Origin of the sequence: Spirosoma aureum (genome assembly GCF_011604685.1) — a bacterium.
Lineage (GTDB): Bacteria > Bacteroidota > Bacteroidia > Cytophagales > Spirosomataceae > Spirosoma > Spirosoma aureum.
Genome location: NZ_CP050063.1, coordinates 4518755 through 4535820, shown reverse-complemented (window position 1 = coordinate 4535820; position 17066 = coordinate 4518755). Strand labels below are relative to the sequence as shown.

Genomic DNA, 17066 nt, shown 5'->3' with positions numbered 1-17066 from the left:
TAAGCGACATTACTGTAAGCTAGTCGTTTACCATGAGCCCGCTGGTCAATGAAAAATGTCTTATTTTCGCATTATGCTTGACGTAACTTCCCTGTCAAAACAATTCGGTCAAACGCTTGTCCTGAATAACCTTACATTCGATCTTCCGGCAGGTCAGGTGATGGCAGTTCTGGGTCGGTCAGGCTGTGGCAAGACAACCTTACTAAAAATTCTGGCCGGACTCGAAACGCCGGATACCGGCGAGGTGCGCATGGATGGGCAAAGCATTCTGAGCGTACCTCCGGAACTTCGTCAGGTCGTTTATCTCTATCAGGAACCGCTATTGTTTCCGCACCTGAATGTATTTGAGAACGTAGCGTTTGGGCTTCGTATCAGAAAAGTAACGAACGAACAGGTCGATCACCAGGTACATGAACTACTGGCCGATCTGGAACTTAGCAATCAGGGAAAAAAACAACCCAGTCAGTTATCGGGAGGGCAACGTCAGCGGGTTTCGTTCGGGCGCGCACTGATCATAAAACCCCGGCTGTTACTTCTTGATGAGCCCTTCGGTAACCTCGATGCGCAAACACGCGCTACCATGCAAAACCTGTTCGGGCGGGTGGCCCGGCAATACCAGATGACAGCCCTGTTCGTCACGCACGACAGCCGGGAAGCCCTGACCGTCGGCACCTCTTTCGGATACCTCGACCAGGGTGTTATGACTTCCTATGAATCGGTAAGCGATTTTGTCAATGACCCACGTACGGGCGTTCATGCCGAACTGGCTTTTTGGGAATCCGTGCAGTTAAGGGGCCAGAAGGCAGTTTCTTCCAGAATCCCATTGCCCTGATTACCTGTTAGCCAAGTTACCCGTTTCCTTCCTGAAAATTCCGTTACGCATGAGCATGAATACCAGAAAGCCAAAAAATAGTGGGATAAAAAGTCGGATGTAATCAGGAGGGAAATCGACCGACATAAAATCATTCATCGACTCATCATAATATGCCTGCAGTGAGCCGGGAGGTTTTAGCGCGTCAAAATCATCGCTACTGATTGGAATGATGCGTTCCTGTTGCTGATATAGTATCCTTGCGCGATACTCATACCACCCAGAGCTGGTTCTGGAACTTCGCCGATGAGAAATTCGCTGCGTATCCAGCACCTGAACGGTTACCGGATGCCCATTCCGTTTCAGGGCCTGATAGTACTCGTAATATTTCCAGCTATCGTAGGTAAAGAAAATACAGGCGATACAAAGCACAATGACAAGCACGATCCGGGCTATATCCTGTAAAAAAGTCAGCGGCAGAATCGTTACCAGAACACCCGTAATGACAAAAAACGATGCCGTTGCCAGTACCAGACATAGCAGCAGAAGGCGATTTTCAGTGCTAAATGTACTTACCGTGCTCCAATCGATCAGGCGCGATTTTAGAGTAGATCGATTAAAATGAACACCACTATTTGGCTGTCGGAACGCATCATAACGAGGGTGATACAGCAGTGAGACGTCATCACCCGACCCAATAAACACGCTGTCCATAACGAACCGGATTGGGTAGTCTTTATGGTTGTATCTGACTGTGAGGTAGGTGCTGTTGCTTAATATATCGCGCCAGGATTTCTGTTGCTGGTTCGCCTGAACAACAGGTACAGATACGAGCTTTCCTTCTTTCGTAAATTCATTCTGCTGTTGCTCTTCTTCATAAAATCCCCAGCAAACCCAGGTTGCCGCTCCCAAAATGACGGCCAGTACGACCGACATAATGAACGTATAGATTCGGCCTAAGGTAGCAAAGAAGTCTTTGAGCATCCTGGTAGAGCATTGACGTAACGGAACATGTCAATGCTCTAAAGTTAGTTCAATGCCAAACCCGCTTCAGCAGGAACTTCGTGAACGGTAGGATGCACTGAGTGTATTGATGATAAAACAACCAAACCGGGCAATAAGCGTAAAGACAACGTGAAGGTCGAAGTAAGTCTTTACTACGGCACCGGTTTGATCGTTTAATAACAGCAAGGCAACGGGCGAAAAGAGTATGGCGCTCTACCCAACTGAGCTACACTGGAAGTTATTCAATGGCCGGACTCGAACCGACGACTGCCGATTAAAAGTCGAAGTAACTCTTCTCTACGGCACTTGCTAATAGCAATACAGGGCAACAGACAAATAGGGTTTATGCTCTACCCCTGAGCTACAACAGAGAAATCTGTTGGCCGGATTCGAACCGGCGACCCTATCGACCGAAACGAAGTAACCCTATTTTACGGCACCTGCATTGTTTAAACGAACAGGAGTTACAAACGAAGTGAGCATAGGGCATGGCAAGCCGGAGTCGAACCGGACCATCTCGCTTCATGGTGTAAGCCACATGATTCCTCCCCTGGGTGCTACGAAGTAACTCACCTCCACGACATCCTGTAAACCTCTCCATAAACCTATAAGGTCTCAAAGACCTTATAGGTTTGGTCTGATATCAAAGCACAATTTCGTCAATTGCACTTAGCGTTGTTTGGCCCTCTTCGAGTGCCTGTAATACATCGAATACCTTATCCGACCAGCCAGCAATCAGATAGACATCGTTTGATTCTACCCGTAATGGCACCTGACCATATCCCGCCAGATCGAACAAATACAATCGGGCATCGGGAAACAGATTTTTATACTGGGCCCATTTTGCCGCCATCGTGTTGTTCACAGATTGATTATTGGTAGTGCTATCCCACAACTGCGTATCCGTAAAAAGCATGACCTTGTCGGCATTGTATTTCCGCTTGATCAGATCATTGAGAACCAGATACCCGTTGGTTGCATAGCCAACCTCTCCCTCCCGTCGATAAAATTCATCGACGTTGGCCAGAACATGCTGTGAGGGCAGAGTGACTGTTTTCCAGCTGTTACCGAACATTCCGCTCAGCACGTTCTTACATTTAGCCTGTAGGAGCATTCCCATCAGCAGCCCAATGTCATACAACAGCACTTTGCTCTTGGGCGAAACAGCTTTCTGCATCGAGCCCGACACATCGCAGGCAACGACAACACGCGTTTGCGATCCGAAACCACGCAGGTTAGCCACACTTGCATAAACAGCGGATTCGAGCGCTTCAAGGAGCATTGGTACATGTCCAAATGACAGGGCTTTCAGTTCACGGTAAGCCGACAGGAAACGAAATGGCAATTGCTTCGCGTTGCGGACGGCTTTTTCGTCAGCCAGTAATGAACATACCTTTTCGACATGCATTCCGCTGATTCCGGCTTCGAGCATGTTCCGAAGGTTTCGCAGTGTAGCCATATAACCCAGCCGACCACTGTCGATCAGTTCTTCCCATTTAACTCGCACAGCTGCGTTTTTTTCAGCCTCAGATGCAAATAACACCTGCCCTAAGGCACTTAACTCGGTTTCCCAGGTATACGGTGTGTTCAGTGAACCGGCAACAATTTTATTGAATACGGCTTGCTGGATTTCATTCTTTGCTTTCGGATGAACCAGAAACAACGCATCACGAAGTTTAACCGCCGTATCTTTATTGTATTTGGCAAACTGGTATTCATCAAACTTGTTGAATGCCGTTGCCAGTCCTTTTTGCATCTGCTTGGAGAGACGGTTAAGTTTCTTGGTTCCTGCTCGCTGATTTGTCACCTGATAATAAGCCAGCAATTCAGTTATCTCGTCGGGGCGCTGCACAGCCCGACCAACTGCCTGCCCGACCAGAGCGTCGCCGTTGTGGACTTTAGCCAATTCGCCCAACAGCACAACGGGGGCCGAACGCAGGTACATCTGCTCCCGCACATATACAGCGAGTTTAGCCACAAATACCGGGTCAACCTTTCCAGTCAATTCCTGAATCCGGGCGAGACGCTGGTCCGATTTTTCATAGTGCGAATCGTTCAGCATTGTCGTCACTACGGCCGAATACAACTCCACCTCAGGCGTCAGGGCATACGCTTTGGCCCCTTCATTGTTGAGTGTCTGTGTGGCATTGCGGGTAAAAAAGTTGAATTTCATGATCGTCGGCGTTTGTTTGATAAACTTGACGATACAAAGGTTTCAGGCATCTGCGCAGTCTTTTTGCGCAGATGAATTTTTTTTTCAGTATTTCTACAAAAAGCTGCTGTAGAAATACTATTTAGCTCAATTACAGGATCTTGTACGACCAAAATGGGTATTAAACACAATGACGTCGGCAATTTCCACCTTATTAAACTATCATTTGACGCTCAGTTCCACCAGTACAGGCAGATGATCTGATGCATATTGCTCATCAATTACCTTAGTAGATATGCTTTTGAATGTAGCATCTGGTTTATACATGATAAAATCGATGGTTCGGTTCGGATTTACGACCGGTATGGTAGGTAAACACGTCTGACAGCTTCTGGTAAAATTCTGGTCGAGAAGGCTAACTACTTTACTATCAGGCAGTGCGTTAAAATCACCTCCCAGAATCATTGGAAGCCCATTTTCTTTAAAATTCCTGATAATCAACTCTGCTTGGGTCAGTCGGTTGGGTTCTTTCAAATCCAGATGGGTGCTGGCAAAAATGATCTTTTTCCCTTTTGCTACCTCTACCGTAATGGCCGCTATGGTCCTGACTTCCCCTCCTATTGCTGGATCTATTGGTAGAATAAACCGGGTTGAGTCAAGGATTGGAAACCTGGACAGGACGGCAACGCCATAATCGCCCCCCTGGTGATCGATGGCTTTCGAAAAAAAGAAATTCATTCCGGTCAGCCTAGCCAGTTCTTTAGCCTGGTTCAATCCTTTTCCGGAACGTTCTGTATTTACATCGACCTCCTGTAGCGCCACAAAATCAGGTTTTTCAGCCGTAATGACGCGGGCGATGGCCGCCACATCAATTTTAGCTCCGGCCGATGGCGGATTACAGTGATGAATGTTATACGTCATCACTTTCAGATTCTTTATTTTTTTCGCTGGTTGTTTTGACTCCGCCGATGGGACTTCGATGGCGTAGGTAGCTACTGAAAAAAGGAGAAAAAATAGGGTAAGAATTGTTTTCATACTGTTGGGTTTGTCAATTGGCCTGCTAACAGACACTATTAGCTTCGTGCTTTTTTCGGGATCGTATATTTGCCTACTACTTCTCCATCGTCACGGATCATTTTCAGATTAAGCTCTTTGGTGGTAGCGTGTAATTTGATTAGCGTTCGGTTGCCTTCGATCGGACCACCACCAATCACGATCGGATAATTGTGCGTTGCATCAGGATCATGGGTGCCATAACGATGCGTATGACCCGAAAGCTGAAGGTCAATTTTTGCCTTATTCAGCAACGGGCCGAAAACTTCACGACCATGCATAGGGCCATGCCAGTCGCCGGAATGATAGGGAGAGATATGGATCAGGACAATCCGGAAAGGCGCATTTTTAAAGTCATTGCTTTCAATTTCTTTTTCAAGCCACTTTTTCTGGGTTTCCCGGTACCGATCAAAGGCCGACAAGCCGCCATATTCAACACTGTCGTCGGCTTTGTCCTCTCCCGAATCCAGAATAACGAACCGAACGGGTCCGCGCGTGAACGCAAAGTAATACTTGCCATCGGGATAAGCATAGTAGGCTGGAATGTGTCTGGAAAAACTGCCCCGGCACTCATGATTGCCCTGGGTCAGGATAAAGGGCATTTCGGTAGCAAAAATATCGACCGCAGGCTTGATCAGATGCTCGACCATTTGGTTTTCTTCCGTAACCCAGTCGAAGCAGTCTCCGTTGAACACAACAAAGTCATAATCCCGTTTATTGCCCGTATAACCGTGACGGTACAGTAATTGGGGAATGATTTGAGGTCGGTCATGAATGTCGTTAAAAACAACTATTTTGAACTCTTCCTCATTCTCTGCCGGTGTTTTAAAGCCATACAATGGGCTGGTGATGGTTTCACCGAACTCAACCTTTGAGCCTTTATAGCCTAGAATCTCGGTAGAAACGATCCGGTACTTGTGATCAGTACCGGAATTAAGACCGGAAAGGGTTATTTTATTGATTCGGTTATTCGCTTCAATCAACCCATTATTATAGCCAAAATCCCGTTTACTGGTAAATGAACCGGCTCCATACTCTACCCAGCTGAAGCAGTTTTTATGGGTAATCCACATGATTGTCACTTCATTCGTGCCCATATTCTGAAGATAGGGGCCAACCACGAAATGGTTTTTCTCCTCGGCAGGAACGGTAGCCGATTCACTGGCTAATACGGGAGCGGCAGGAAGCAGACTAAGTGCCCCGATCTGCGACATTTTTTCAAGAAATGACCGTCTGTCTGAAAGCATTTGATAGGAAGGAATTAGAACGATACCGTTTTGATTTATACGACAACAGATCGTAGAATGTATTTACTACGATCTGTTGTCGTACTGTTCATAACCAATGTATAAACCAATTTTACTGATCCAGCTTACTCCCAGTTAGGATTCTGCGTCAGTTTGGGGTTTAACAGACGCTCCTGGGTAGGAATCGGATACAGGTAATCACGGGCTTCGTTGAATTTTTTGTTGATATGGCCATTGACCACAATGTTGCCGCCCTTGTTACCATTTTCGAGCAATATTTCGCTGCCTAATTTCAGGAGTTGCGCTCCCGATACGTTCGGCTTATTCCCTTCATAGATAACCAGATCTACTTTTCCATTCTTGTCCAGATCAAAACTGCCGACTCCCGGAAAATACATCCCCTTAAAGACTTTGGTTAGAAGTTGTCCTTCTTTCCAGCGAATGATATCATCCCAGCGAAAGAAGTTCTCCATAACCAGTTCAACGCGACGTTCCCGACGGATTTCCAGAATAACACCGGCATTGCTTCCTTTCAACTGTGCGTATTGCTGCGCCTGATACGGATCGGGACTGGCGTTGGCAGCAGCCAGATTGATGTTTGGCATACCAACACGGTCGCGGGTCAGTTTTGTCGAACGGTCCAGATCGTCCTGGGTCAGCGTGCCCCGTTCAGCTTTGGCTTCCGCAAAATTCATCAGTACCTCTGCGTATCGAAAAATCGGCATATCGGTAATGTCCTTGCTGAACGTATCCCACTTCGGTGCCGAAACGAACTTGATCAATTGATAGCCCGTAACCGTAGCCCCAAATTCAGGAACCAGCGGAACCGATTCACCAATCCGGGTATAGCCAGGTGTTCGGATGGTCTGTGCCAAACGGGGGTCACGGTTTTGTACTTCATCGGCAAATTGCATTGTGTCGTAACCCTTAACATCCGTAAAACGCGACCCATCGGCCATCAAATAACTGTTTACCAGCTTCTTCTCCAAACCAGGCTTGCCGTACGAAGCCGTCATCGTGTAGTAGTTCAGGTTATGATAAACTTGTAATTCGTCGCTAAAATCCCGGGCCAGAATCACCTCATCGGGAATCGCGTTGTCTGACGAAAATAGCTTGAGATAAGCGGTAGATGGCGTGGCTTTATAAATCGTATAGCCACTGTTCTTCATCAAATCATCGGAGGCAGCGATGCATTCATCCAGAAACTTATCGGCATTGGGCAGACTATACTCGGGGTGATATTTCCGGAACGTGCCTTCGTATAAAGCCATTCTGGATTTTAACGCAAGTGCCGTCCATTTGGTAATGTTGTTTACCTGTCGGGAAGCCTCCAGATTGGCGATCGCGTAATTGATATCGGCCATCACCGAATCCATCACGACCGTACGCGGATCGCGTGCTTTCGTCAGCATTTCCTGATCCATCACATCAATTGGACGCGAATACCAGGGGACGTCGCCAAACCGTTTGACCATGCCAAAGTAAAAATAGGCCCGGAAAAAGCGGGCAAGGCCATTGTATTTGGCAACGGCCTTTTTATCGGGACATTTACCCGAATTGGCCAGAAAATAATTGATGTTCCGTAAGTTACCCCAGCTCCATCCACCACCGCTGGTTGGCACGACCCGTGTTCCCTGTAGTTCGTCGCGAAGGCTGTTCTTCACCACATTATCGACGTCCTCATTGTAGACATCTTCGGCCGTGGGCAGCGCATTGTAAAATGAATTTGTATAAAGCAGGAGATCGTTTTCAGTATTGAAAAAGGTCTCAGGAGAAATAGCGTCCTGAGGCAGCAGGTCCAGATTACAGGACGCGAGGCCCAGTGCAAGGACTATGAAACTTATGATTTTTTTCATCGAATTACGGATTAAAATCGATTTAGAACGTGATGTTCAGACCAGCGGAAAATGTTTTGGATAAGGGGTACGTTCTGCCGTTTGTCCCATCACCGTCAAGTTGTTCCGGATCTATATACTTGGATCTGAGGGGCGTATAGGTCAGCAGGTTTTCACCACTTACATAAATACGAGCCCTTGGCACTCTGATTCTTTTGGTGAGCGTTTCCGGGAATGTATAGCCAATGACCACATTTTTCAGGCGGAGGTAGCCGACGTTCTGGATGTAGCGGTCGTTAGCTGCGTTCAAATCGCCACCACCATTCAGGGCGGTATAGCCTCTCAATACCGGGAAATAAGCATTTGTATTCGTTGGTGTCCAGACATCATCTTCAAAATTCTCCGGAATGAACGAATAGTATGGACGCGAGTATGGTCCCCAGAATTTATCGGCATTATTGCCCGGATACCAGTTTTTACGAAGAATGCCCTGCGCCAGCAATGACAGGTCGAGGCCGTTCCAGGTGGCACCGAGGTTAATACCATAGCGGTACCGCGCCCGGTCGTTACCAATTACTTTCAGGTCACCATGATCGGCCAGCGTATTGGCACCCTGATCAATCTTGCCATTCCCATCCCGATCAATAAACTTAAGATCACCCGCCTGTAATTTGCTCCAGTCGCCGGGCGCACTCAGGCGTTGTTTATTGACAATGGTCTGATCAACCTTATAGGCCTGTGCTTCATCGTTGGTTTTGAAGAATCCGTCGATGGAATAGCCCCAAATTTCGCCAATGGTTTGCCCTTCATACCGACTTGACAGAATCTTGTTGGGGTTGTCGTATTTGGTGATGATTGATTTGGAATCGGAGAGCACGAAGGAGGCATTATACGCCAATGCTTTACCAGCCACTTTAAACTGATCCCGCCAGCCGATGGATAGCTCGAAGCCTTTGGTTTGCAGATCGCCCGCATTTTTGGTTGGAACCGAAGCACCATAGACCGAAGGCAGCACCTGACCCGGAACCAGCATGCCGGTCGTATTCCGAATGTACGCATCGAAGGACAGATTCAGGCGATTTTTCAATAGGCCTGCATCTACGCCGATATTCGAGGTCGTCGCTTTTTCCCAGGTCAGGTCCGACGAAATTGGGTTCGGGCTATTGACATACGAAGGCTTTTGTCCATTCGTTATCCAGCCTGATTGAGCCGTTGGCATGATGGGCACGTACGGGTAATAATTGGCCGAAACAATGTTGTATGGGTCGAGTTTGTTGCTGGGCGTAGGCGGTAACTGATTGCCCAATGTTCCGTAAGAAGCTCTGATTTTTAAATTATCGACAACGCCACGAATTGGATCAAAGAACCCTTCTTCACTAACTCGCCAGCCCGCCGACACTGATGGGAAGAATCCATACCGTTTGCCTTCGCCAAATCGGGATGTTCCGTCATAGCGGCCATTGACTTCCAGGAGGTATTTGCCGAGGAAATCATAATTCAGGCGATAGAAGGCGCCAAACAAAGCATACTGGAAAGCATCACCGGCCGATAATTGCTCACCCGTTCCCAGATCTAGATCGTTGAGGCTTTCGGAAAGCAGATTTTTACGGGCACCAAATAACCGCTGGTGTTTCCGGGTCTCATAGTTTATACCAGCCGTTGCTCCGAACGAGTGTTTGCCAAACGTTTGGTTATACGATGAATACACATTGGTGGCATTCATGGGGTCAAACCAAAGAGTCTTTTTGTACTGATCGGTGTTGTAGTTCGGTACCGTAGTCAGGATTCCTGGCTGGATGGAATATTGAGCAACCGCAGCCCGGTACCACTCATCGTTGATGTAGAATGAAAAGGAGTAGTTAGCTACCAGGTTCCAGTGTTTGGTGAAGTCAATGGTAACTGAGTTGATCGTCGTGAGTTCGTGAATCTTTTTCTCCCCTCCCGCTACTCCTTTTAGCAAATTGGCGAACAATCCATCGCCAATGGAGTAGTTGTTTTTCAACGTGTTATAGGTAGCTGTGCCATCTGGATTGAGGGGTGCGTAAGCGGGTAGAGCGTGTACTGTAATCCCCACGAAGTTGGCATTCGCACCACCTTCCAGACCTGGATATTTGTACTTCGAATCGAAATACTGGGTGTTGTTGCTTACTTTAAGCCAGGGTGTCAGTTGCGCGTTTATTTTGCTGCGAAGGGTGTAGGACGTGAATTTATCGGTGTTGATCCGCATGATCCCGTCCTTTTCAAAAACTGACCCCGACAGAAAATAATTGATCTTATCGGTTCCGCCGGATAGGTTGATGTTATGCTGCCGGGAAGGCTCCGTCATGTTAAACAGCGTATTCCACCAGTCATAATTTCCGTAATAGTTATAGATATCCTTGCCATTGACGTTCTTGACAACCGTCCAGGGCCGGGCAGGGTTCTCGACTTTGTCGTACCGACGTGCTTCCAGCTCCTTGTAATCTTCTTCTGAATAGCGCGTGTAACTGTTACCGGTTGCCCGTGTAAACGCTTCGTCATTCATGCGCACGTATTCGTACCCATTGGTCAAAAATTTGGTACTGACGGTCGGGGTCGACCAGCCAAAGTTGTTGCTGTACGATATTGTCGTTTTGCCATTCTTGGCCGTTTTGGTCGTTACCAGAACTACCCCAAACGCACCACGGGCACCATAGATAGCTGAAGCTGCTGCATCTTTCAGAACGGAAACTGATTCCACATCGCCCGGATTGATGCGGTTAATATCACCCGGAATACCGTCAATAAGTACTAAGGGGCCGCCCCCGTTGATCGACGTTTCGCCCCGAACATTCAGCGTTCCCCCGGCCCCAGGCTGGCCAGTCCCAAACGTAATATTCAGGTTTGGGACCATACCCTGAAGAATCTGGGACATATTATTCAGTGGGCGATTTTCAAGATCCTTCGCCAGAACCTGAGAAACAGCCCCCGTCAGATTCACTTTCTTCTGCGTTCCATAACCCACTACAACGACCTCATTCAGAGCATTATGCGTTTCTTTCAGCGATACGTTAATGGAAGCCTGACTGCTGTTGACCGGAACATCCAGTGTTTCGTAACCGATGAAGGAGAACGACAGGGTCAGGTTATCGCCAGTATCCGGAATAGTTAAGGAAAAACTACCATTCGCACTCGTCGTTGTTCCTCTCGTGGTTCCTTTCACCACGATACTAACGCCCGGCAACGGCTGATTACTGGCAAAATCCCTCACCAGTCCTGACAGAAGCCGTTTGGGCTGTTCAAACACAACGGGCGTATTTATCTGGAAAACCGGAACCGATATCAGGTTGCTTTGGGCATCAACCTTTTTTAGAATAATCTGCCCATTGATGACCTCCCACGATACATTCAACGAGGAAAACACGCGCTGAAGCACACTCGATAACCGTTCATTGCGGGCACTAATCGAGATCCGTTTATCGGCCCCAATCACGCGGGGGCTATACACGAATCGCACATCAACGGCTTTTTCGAGTTGCTGCAATACGGTTCGTACCGTTTCGCCTTCGACCGTTATAGAAACCGGTCGGCTCATCAGTTCCTGCGCCGAAATAGACACAGCATGGACTAGACTACCACTCAGCAAGACGCTGATCAGTAGCGAAAGTAAACGTTTCATAAAGTGTAACAGGTTGTAAGTAAGTTGTTTTTGGTTTTAAAGACAGCCGCGACCGCTGATTCGGATATGAGTACCGTTGGTTTGATAAGTGGCTCCAATAGACAGACAGATCATGTCTAGTTGGGCCTGAAGTGATTGATGAGCCAGATTGGCCGTTAGCGTGCAATTGACGAGTGCCTGCTCGTCGAAGGAGATGGTTACACCATACACATCGTCCAACTCCCGAAACACCCTGGCGATAGGTGTATCATCGAATACAAAATGCGTTTTGATGGCTTCTGGCCGGAGTACCACCGGATGATCGGCCAACGATTTTACGATCCGGCTGTCGGCCCGAAAAAATGTCGCTTTCTCGTTGGGCTTCAAGATCACATCCGACGTTGTTGTCTGATTATCTGTCTGGCGGTAAACGGCCACCCGACCTGTCCGAACCACAACCTCGGCAGTAGGCTTACCAGCATGAGCCACAATGGTAAAACTGGTGCCTAAAACTTTTGTCACCATCCCATTGGCATAGACCAGGAACGGGCTCTCCGGATTTTTAGCGACCTCGAAAAAAGCCTCACCAACCAAATGCACCTCCCGGCGATTTCCGGCAAACCTAGCCGGATACTGTACACGTCCACCCGATTGAAGCGTAATCGTACTGCCATCGCTCAAGGCCACCTGAAGTGGCTTGCCAGACTCATTCGTTTTGTCAATTAATTGCGATTGACCTGATTGAGCAGCAAGTTTGTCTGAGTCGGATTGCGACGAACGATTCATTAGAAAATACCAGCCAAGTCCGACACAAAGCAGTACGACAGCAGCAGCGGTTAACCGATAGAAAGCCATCGGCATACGGCGAATCGTTGGCGTCTGGGCGATCTGTGGGGCTAATTGCTGCCAGTACTGATCGATAAACGCTCGTTTATCGGAAGCAGCCAACGCAGGTTCTTCATCCCCGTCTAAAGTGTCATACCACGCTTCGACCTGCTTCCGTTCATCGTCGGTCGCTTCGCCATTCTGGTATCTGGTCAGTAAATCCCGGAGTGTTTGTGGGGTCATTGGTCCAATCGGCAGACCTGTGTCGGTTTCAGCCGGATTCAGGGGTTAGACGGACAACCCGAAAAATACCCTAAGACCTCAATGTTATGCTTTTGTTAACGACCTAAAATAATTGTCAGCACAATAGCTGTGGCATAGTCGTGTAAATGTGCCCGCAGGAAGGTCAGCGAACGGGACAGATGGTATTCAATGGTTTTTTCGGACAGATCAAGTCGTATGGCGATTTCGCGGATGGTCAACTGCTCGAAGCGGTTCAGGATAAACACTTCGCGCGTTTTGTCGGGCAGTTGCTGCAAAGCCAGATTGAGCGATTCGGTCAGTTCGCTAAACTCAACGGTCTGTGCCGTACCAAGCGAATCGGGTGAAGCGGTATGAATAAAATGACTGGCATACTGTTCACCCTGCAACTGCGTACGAACATGGTCGATAATCAGGTGTTTAAGGGATGCCGTCAGGTAAGCGTTGGGATTACTGATCAGGAGTGTACTGCGTTTTTGCCACAGTCGAAGGAACAGTTCCTGAGCGATGTCGGCAGCTACATCTTCATCGCGGAGTTTGCGTTTTGCCGTCGTAAAGAGAGTATACCAGTAGCGTTCATACAACGTCCGGAATGCCTCCTCGTTGTCATAACGAAGCAGGGCTACTAATTCGTTATCACTTAGCTCTTGCTCAGACATAGCCGCAAAATTGGCAAGGGCAGAGCAGTCAACAACCAAACGTGCGTTAAATTTCTGTGAATTCTCTTCCGATTCAGACCGATTAGTAAAGAAGCCGGCAGAATGCGGAAACTGCTTTTTAGTCGCTGCATTCTGCCGGCTTCACCAATGACTCCTCTTATTAAAACAAAGTATCCCAGAGAAGATAGCCATTCAGGCCAATAATGATTACGGCAACGGCCCAGGATAATACATTTATCCAGCCCGGATTGACGAAACGACCCATTTTAAGTTTATCACCCGTGAACGTTACCAGCGGCACAACGGCGAAACTCAATTGCAACGACAAAATGACCTGACTAAACACCAGCAGTTCAGATGTTCCGCGTTCGCCATACAGAATCGCCACAATCAATGCCGGAACGATGGCAACCAGCCGCGTTATAAGCCGACGTAGCCAGGGTTTGATTCGTAATTCCAGAAAACCTTCCATAACGATTTGCCCGGCCAGCGTGCCCGTTAGTGTCGAGTTTTGTCCCGAAGCCAGTAATGCCACCGCAAACAGTACGCCCGCCAGTTTGACCCCCAATATAGGATCGAGCAGCCGATGAGCATCCGTAATGTCGGCAACGTGTTGATTACCCGAAAAATGAAAGGTCGCTGCTGAGAGGATCAAAATGGCCGCATTGATAAAAAATGCCAGAAAAAGGGAAACCGTTGAGTCTATCGTTGCGAATTTAATAGCCGATTTACGTCCGGCATCGTCACGGCCAAAATCACGGGTTTGCACGATGCTGGAGTGCAGGTAAAGGTTATGCGGCATTACGGTTGCCCCCAAAATCCCGATGGCAATGTAGAGCATACCGGGATTCGTGATAATTTCAGTGCGGGGTAACAAACCCCCAACGACTTCGGCAACCGCCGGATGCGACACGAACAGTTCATACCCAAAACAACCGATAATCAGGAAAATCAGGCTGGCAACGATCCGCTCTATGGTCTGAAAACCTTTGTTCTGTAGGTAAAGCAGTAAGAGTACATCAAGAGCCGTAATGAGAATACCGACCGTTATCGGCAATCCAAACAAGAGATTCAGGGCAATGGCTGAGCCAATCACCTCGGCCAGATCGGTTGCGGCAATGGCTATCTCGGCCAACAACCACAGCCCGATCGAAACCGGACGGCTATAATGATCGCGACAGGCCTGTGCCAGATCCCGGCCCGTAGCAATGCCGAGTTTAAGCGACAGGTGCTGAAGAAGAATCGCAAACAGGTTGGAGATCAGGACGACCGATAACAGACGATAGCCAAACCGGGCTCCACCCGCGATATCGGTAGCCCAGTTGCCAGGGTCCATATACCCTACGGCAACCATCAGGCCAGGCCCAAAATAGGCCATCAGTGTCTTGAAAAATCCACTGTTTTTAGGTACGTGAACAGAGCTATGAACATCCGCCAGAGAGTTTCCTGCGTTGTCCTGCTGCCATCCTTTCATAGTTGTATTGGTTGCTTCCATTCGATTGCAAACATTGGGTGTAGACGATTTTGGCTATTGTGTTAAAAATCAAACAAACAATACACAATCTCTACTAGTTAACGCTCAAAGATAAGGATTGTTGAAATATTTTTTTAGACTTATCTAAATTTTTAGAAAGTTTAACATAAAAACTATCTTTGCCCGTAAACTGTTTCATGCTACTCAGTCGTTTTTATTGAGTAGCCGTTGTTTATGCAGTCATTCACGGAAGAAAATTATTTAAAGACGATTTATTACCTCGCCACTCGTCAGGAAGGTGAAGTAAGCACGAATGCGCTCGCTGAAATGACGGCGACTAAAGCGGCTTCGGTAACGGATATGCTGCGTAAACTGGCCGACAAGCAACTCATCCATTACAAAAAATACCAGGGTGTCAGGCTAACTGATGAAGGTGAACGACTGGCCCTCCAGATTATCCGACGCCATCGGCTCTGGGAGGTTTTTCTGGTCGAAAAGCTGGGGTTTGGCTGGGATAAAGTGCATGAAATTGCCGAAGAGCTGGAGCATATTCGTTCAGACGAGCTGGTAAGTCGTTTAGATACGTATTTAGGCTGTCCACAGTTTGATCCGCATGGCGATCCGATTCCTACACCTGCCGGGCAGATGCCCCAAACTGGCTATCGTAAACTTTCTGACGTATTAACCGGCCAGGATGTTCGGCTGATGGCTGTACTGGAACACTCGACTGAGTTTCTGCAACACCTTGACCACTCGCAGTTAACATTGGGATGTACAGTGACTGTTACGGAAATCAATTCGTTCGACAAATCGATCCTGTTGCAGATTGCAAGCGGCAAAATCCTTTTTGTGAGCCACGAAGTTGCCAAAAATTTATTAGTGAGTTAATTCGTTCACCGTTTATAGTTTACGGCAGGCTGAAGCGCCTGAAGCTGTAAACAACCCAACGTGTCGGTTTTAAACGGTTCGCTGTTTTGAAAGTCGACACCAAACAAAATGAAACTATTAGACTGGTATATTTTAAAACGTTTCCTGCAAACCTATCTCTTCGTGGTCATGGTCATCGTGCTGATCGTTGTCATGATCGATTACACCGAAAAAGTGGATAATTTCCACAAAACCAAGGCACCCGGCAGCGAAATACTCCTGAATTATTACCTCAATTTTATTCCTTACTGGGCCAATTACATCAGCCCGCTAATGGTCTTTATTGCCACCGTATTTCTGACCTCACGACTGGCCGCCCGAACGGAAATAATCGCCATTCTGAGTAGTGGGGTTAGCTTTATCCGCCTGCTTTTCCCGTACGTTCTCGGCGCATCGGTGCTGGCCGTACTGACCTACTTTATGGTCAATTATGTGATTCCCAAAGCGAATAAAACGCGAATTGCCTTCGAAATAAAATACATTAACGACGCCTTTACGTACTCCCACCGGAATGTCCACATCAAGATTGCTCCCAATACCTATGCGTACCTGGAAAGCTACAACAACCTGAGTAACACGGGCTATAAGTTTACACTTGAGCGGGTTGAAGGGAATGAGTTAAAGCAAAAACTTACGGCCGACCACATCGAATGGGATGCTAAGAAGAAGAAATGGGGCGTCTATGATTACAAGATCCGGACAATCAATGGCTTACAGGAAACACTCACGCCCGGCACCCGACTCGACACAACCCTCAATCTGAAACCCGACGATTTCAGCTCGGATTTCAACCTGTATGAGACGCTTACCCGACCGCAGTTAAATAGTCAGATCGACCTGCTGACAAGCCGGGGTTCTGATGGAGTAGAAACATATCTGCTCGAAAAATACAGCCGGGATACCCGTCCTTTTGCGATAATCATTCTAACAGTCATAGGCGTTATCATGTCGGCTCGTAAAAGCCGCCGGGGGGTTGGCTGGCAGGTGGCATTGGGGTTCTTTCTGGCCTTCACCTATCTGCTCTTTTTCATGCTGGCCAAAGGCATTGCCGAGTCAGGCAACCTGAACCCAATTGTGGCAGTCTGGCTACCAAATGCTATTTTTACGCTCATCGGTGTTTTTCTGTACAATACGATACCGAGGTAACCTCTTAATGTATGACGAAATACAGGTACTAAAAAATTAGACATATTCATTTTTT

At 47.7% G+C, this 17066-nt stretch carries 12 protein-coding genes; 3 read left to right on the top strand and 9 right to left on the bottom strand.

Going from position 1 to position 17066, the window contains the following annotated elements:
* Window positions 1-73 precede the first annotated feature (73 nt).
* Window positions 74-832: an ABC transporter ATP-binding protein gene (locus tag G8759_RS17845; RefSeq protein ID WP_167210287.1), complete on the top strand. Its 759-nt coding sequence runs from the start codon at window positions 74-76 to the stop codon at window positions 830-832.
* Here the strand turns inward: G8759_RS17845 and G8759_RS17840 are convergent, their stop codons facing one another.
* The 9 genes from G8759_RS17840 to G8759_RS17800 form a co-directional block, all read right to left on the bottom strand.
* Window positions 833-1795 carry a hypothetical protein gene (locus G8759_RS17840; RefSeq protein WP_167210285.1) on the bottom strand — a complete coding sequence of 321 codons (963 nt, stop codon included), beginning with the start codon at window positions 1793-1795 and terminating at the stop codon, window positions 833-835.
* 664 nt (window positions 1796-2459) lie between these two features.
* On the bottom strand, window positions 2460-3989 hold the full coding sequence (locus G8759_RS17835) for a TROVE domain-containing protein (protein WP_167210283.1): 1530 nt from the start codon (window positions 3987-3989) through the stop codon (window positions 2460-2462).
* A gap of 201 nt (window positions 3990-4190) precedes the next feature.
* Window positions 4191-5003 carry an endonuclease/exonuclease/phosphatase family protein gene (locus tag G8759_RS17830; protein WP_167210281.1) on the bottom strand — a complete coding sequence of 271 codons (813 nt, stop codon included), beginning with the start codon at window positions 5001-5003 and terminating at the stop codon, window positions 4191-4193.
* A gap of 38 nt (window positions 5004-5041) precedes the next feature.
* Entirely contained in the window at window positions 5042-6268 is a 1227-nt protein-coding gene (locus G8759_RS17825) for a metallophosphoesterase family protein (RefSeq protein WP_232073854.1), read from the bottom strand.
* A gap of 125 nt (window positions 6269-6393) precedes the next feature.
* Entirely contained in the window at window positions 6394-8124 is a 1731-nt protein-coding gene (locus G8759_RS17820) for a RagB/SusD family nutrient uptake outer membrane protein (protein ID WP_167210279.1), read from the bottom strand.
* 22 nt (window positions 8125-8146) lie between these two features.
* Window positions 8147-11740, bottom strand: coding sequence for a SusC/RagA family TonB-linked outer membrane protein (locus tag G8759_RS17815; protein WP_167210277.1), 3594 nt, complete (start codon window positions 11738-11740; stop codon window positions 8147-8149).
* A 36-nt stretch (window positions 11741-11776) separates the two neighbouring features.
* Window positions 11777-12787, bottom strand: a complete 1011-nt coding sequence (locus G8759_RS17810; RefSeq protein WP_167210275.1) for a FecR family protein — start codon at window positions 12785-12787, stop codon at window positions 11777-11779.
* Window positions 12788-12882: 95 nt separating this feature from the next.
* The gene (locus tag G8759_RS17805) at window positions 12883-13464 is read right to left on the bottom strand and encodes an RNA polymerase sigma factor (RefSeq protein ID WP_167210273.1); all 582 of its coding nucleotides are present in this window, start codon (window positions 13462-13464) and stop codon (window positions 12883-12885) included.
* 160 nt (window positions 13465-13624) lie between these two features.
* A complete protein-coding gene (locus G8759_RS17800) occupies window positions 13625-14959 on the bottom strand; it encodes an Nramp family divalent metal transporter (protein WP_167210271.1) in 1335 nt (444 codons plus the stop codon).
* Between the two features lie 213 nt (window positions 14960-15172).
* On the opposite strand from G8759_RS17800, the gene G8759_RS17795 reads away from it, so the two are divergent.
* Complete coding sequence (locus G8759_RS17795; RefSeq protein WP_167210269.1) at window positions 15173-15826, top strand: metal-dependent transcriptional regulator; 654 nt, start codon at window positions 15173-15175, stop codon at window positions 15824-15826.
* 108 nt (window positions 15827-15934) lie between these two features.
* Window positions 15935-17011, top strand: a complete 1077-nt coding sequence (locus tag G8759_RS17790) for an LptF/LptG family permease (RefSeq protein ID WP_167210267.1) — start codon at window positions 15935-15937, stop codon at window positions 17009-17011.
* Window positions 17012-17066: the final 55 nt, after the last annotated feature.

Excerpts from the sequence above, each read along its gene's own strand:
- G8759_RS17845 (WP_167210287.1), top strand. The coding sequence starts at position 74 with ATGCTTGACGTAACTTCCCTGTCAAAACAATTCGGTCAAACGCTTGTC.
- G8759_RS17840 (WP_167210285.1), bottom strand. The coding sequence starts at position 1,795 with ATGCTCAAAGACTTCTTTGCTACCTTAGGCCGAATCTATACGTTCATT.
- G8759_RS17835 (WP_167210283.1), bottom strand. The coding sequence starts at position 3,989 with ATGAAATTCAACTTTTTTACCCGCAATGCCACACAGACACTCAACAAT.
- G8759_RS17830 (WP_167210281.1), bottom strand. The coding sequence starts at position 5,003 with ATGAAAACAATTCTTACCCTATTTTTTCTCCTTTTTTCAGTAGCTACC.
- G8759_RS17825 (WP_232073854.1), bottom strand. The coding sequence starts at position 6,268 with ATGCTTTCAGACAGACGGTCATTTCTTGAAAAAATGTCGCAGATCGGG.
- G8759_RS17820 (WP_167210279.1), bottom strand. The coding sequence starts at position 8,124 with ATGAAAAAAATCATAAGTTTCATAGTCCTTGCACTGGGCCTCGCGTCC.
- G8759_RS17815 (WP_167210277.1), bottom strand. The coding sequence starts at position 11,740 with ATGAAACGTTTACTTTCGCTACTGATCAGCGTCTTGCTGAGTGGTAGT.
- G8759_RS17810 (WP_167210275.1), bottom strand. The coding sequence starts at position 12,787 with ATGACCCCACAAACACTCCGGGATTTACTGACCAGATACCAGAATGGC.
- G8759_RS17805 (WP_167210273.1), bottom strand. The coding sequence starts at position 13,464 with ATGTCTGAGCAAGAGCTAAGTGATAACGAATTAGTAGCCCTGCTTCGT.
- G8759_RS17800 (WP_167210271.1), bottom strand. The coding sequence starts at position 14,959 with ATGGAAGCAACCAATACAACTATGAAAGGATGGCAGCAGGACAACGCA.
- G8759_RS17795 (WP_167210269.1), top strand. The coding sequence starts at position 15,173 with ATGCAGTCATTCACGGAAGAAAATTATTTAAAGACGATTTATTACCTC.
- G8759_RS17790 (WP_167210267.1), top strand. The coding sequence starts at position 15,935 with ATGAAACTATTAGACTGGTATATTTTAAAACGTTTCCTGCAAACCTAT.